Origin of the sequence: Mucilaginibacter sp., assembly GCF_028288105.1 — a bacterium.
GTDB lineage: Bacteria > Bacteroidota > Bacteroidia > Sphingobacteriales > Sphingobacteriaceae > Mucilaginibacter.
Genome location: NZ_JAQBOI010000216.1, coordinates 1 through 2,544, shown reverse-complemented (window position 1 = coordinate 2,544; position 2,544 = coordinate 1). Strand labels below are relative to the sequence as shown.

2 protein-coding genes and 1 pseudogene are annotated in these 2,544 nt (G+C 43.7%); 2 read left to right on the top strand and 1 reads right to left on the bottom strand.

Annotated elements, in window-relative coordinates; translation table 11 throughout:
• A partial coding sequence (locus tag JWQ85_RS14770) for a hypothetical protein (protein WP_299469276.1) occupies window positions 1-299 on the top strand: 299 nt, incomplete at its 5' end.
• A gap of 79 nt (window positions 300-378) precedes the next feature.
• Here the strand turns inward: JWQ85_RS14770 and argS are convergent.
• Window positions 379-2,148, bottom strand: coding sequence for an arginine--tRNA ligase (gene argS / locus JWQ85_RS14765; protein WP_299469274.1), 1,770 nt, complete (start codon window positions 2,146-2,148; stop codon window positions 379-381).
• A gap of 166 nt (window positions 2,149-2,314) precedes the next feature.
• Here argS and JWQ85_RS14760 point away from each other — a divergent pair.
• Window positions 2,315-2,544 (top strand): annotated as a pseudogene (locus JWQ85_RS14760) (amidinotransferase); the annotation flags it as partial.

Sequence of the window (2,544 nt, the reverse complement as noted above, 5' to 3'; positions counted from 1 at the left end):
AGATGAGAACACTATCAAAAATTGGAATGATAGGTGCTTTAGCGGGTTCGCTATTCCTGTCATCATGCGCAAGTGATTATTATGTGGCCGACCAACCCGTCGAGCCTGTTTATACCCGCCCGGTTGCTCCTTATGCCGGCGCTTACTGGGTACCCGGCGAATGGGTTTACCGCGGCAACAGATACGTTTATATGAATGGTTACTATACCCGCCCACGTGCCAACCGTGTATATGTACAAGGCAACTGGGTACGTGGCCAACGAGGTTACGCCTGGCGAAGAGGACATTGGAGAAGGTAACTCAGTTTGCAGTAGGCAATTTGCAGTTAGCAGTTTTATGGAATAGTTTAACTGCTAACTGCATACTGATAACTGCAAACTACATACGCTCCGGTACATCAATTCCCAGCAGGCCCATGGCTTTGCTGATAACTTTTGCCGATGCTGCCGAAAGCTGCAACCTGAATTGTTTTAAGCGTTCTTCTTCGGCCTGCAGGATCGATTTTTCGTGATAGAATTTATTATAATTTTTAGCCAGCTCGTAAACATAGTTGGCTATAACCGCGGGGCTGTGCCCTGCCGCTGCTTCTGCTATTGTTTCCGGGAACTTGGTAAGGGTTACGATTAGGTCGCGCTCTATACCATCCAGTTCGGCCACATCATTGGTACTGCTTGCGGCGGTATAATTAGCCCTGCTTAATACCGATTTGATACGTGCATGCGTGTATTGTATGAACGGCCCGGTATGCCCCTGAAAATCTATAGATTCTTTGGGATCAAATAAAAGTCGTTTTTTAGGATCTACCTTCAGCAGGAAGTATTTCAAAGCGCCCATACCTATGGTGCGGTACAGCTTGTTCTTATCTTCTTCGCTAAAGCCATCTACTTTGCCCATGGCTTCGGTAGTTTCGGCAGCGGTGTTAAACATATCTGCCATTAAATCGTCGGCATCAACAACAGTGCCCTCACGGGATTTCATTTTGCCCGATGGCAGGTCTACCATTCCGTACGACAGGTGGTACAAGCCCTGCGCCCAGCTTTTACCCAGCTTTTGCAGTATCAGGAACAGCACTTTGAAGTGGTAATCCTGCTCGTTGCCAACTACATAGATGGATTCGTCCATCTTAAAATCATCGTACTTTAACTGGGCGGTACCCAAATCCTGGGTGATATAAACAGATGTTCCATCGGCACGTAAAACCAATTTCTGATCAAGGCCATCCTCGGTCAGGTCAATCCAAACAGAGCCATCCTCTTTTTTAAAGAACACACCTTTTGCAAGGCCTTCTTCCACAATATCTTTGCCTAATAAATAGGTGTTGCTTTCGTAGTAGTATTTATCAAAACTTACGCCAAGTGTTTTGTAGGTAACAGCAAAGCCTTCGTACACCCAACCGTTCATTGTTTTCCATAGGCTGATAACCGCTTCATCACCTGCCTCCCATTGTAAAAGCATTTGTTGAGCTTCTTTTATCAGCGGAGCATTCTTTTTGGCTTCATCTTCGGTTTGGCCTTCTTCAATCAGTTCCTGTATTTGTTGCTTGTAGGCTTTATCAAACCACACGTAGTACTTACCGGCAAGGTGATCACCTTTTAAACCACTGCTTTCTGGTGTTTCGCCCTGGCCAAATTCGCGCCAGGCCACCATGCTTTTACAGATATGTATCCCCCTGTCGTTCACTAAATTAGCCTTGATCACCTCATACCCTGCTGCACCCAGTATCTCTGCCAGCGAAAAACCTAACAGGTTGTTACGGATGTGCCCTAAATGTAATGGCTTATTGGTATTGGGAGATGAATACTCTACCATTACCTTTTTGCCATTAGGTTTTGCTACCGCGAAATCATCCGACAGGATATCCGTACGCAACTGATCAAGCCAGTAACTATCAGTAATAGATATATTTAAAAAGCCTTTAACCACATTAAAAGCGGCTATTTGCGGCAATGCGTTTTGCAGGTATTCGCCTATTTCGGTGCCGGTTTGCTCGGGTCCTTTGCGCGATACTTTTGTATAGGGGAAGGTAACCAGGGTAACCTGCCCTTCAAACTCCTTGCGAGTTTCCTGCAGGTTAACATCTTTAGCAGTAATATCGGTTTGGTATAAATCCTTTATGGCCTTAACAACAGCCTCAATAATAAAATCCATCGCGCAAAATTAATAATAGTAAATGGTTCATGGTTCATAGTTCATAGTCTTTTTCAAAAACATGTTAAACTGGGGCAAATATTGGCTATTTAACTATGATCCATTAACTATCAACTATGAACCCAAATTAAAAAACAATAGATTTGTTATCTCTTTATAACCATTTATGATACTTAATGACAAGGATTTTAAGATAGACGTAACTTCTGAAATTGGTAACCTGCGTGTACTCCTGGTACATAGCCCTGATAGCGGGCTGGGTAAAGTAGTACCCTCCAAGGCACAGGATTGGCTTTTTGAAGATATAGTACACCTGGATACCATGCGCCGCAAGGAGTACGATTACTACATTAAGTTATTGATGTATTTCCTTGATCCTGATAAAATAAAGGGAAA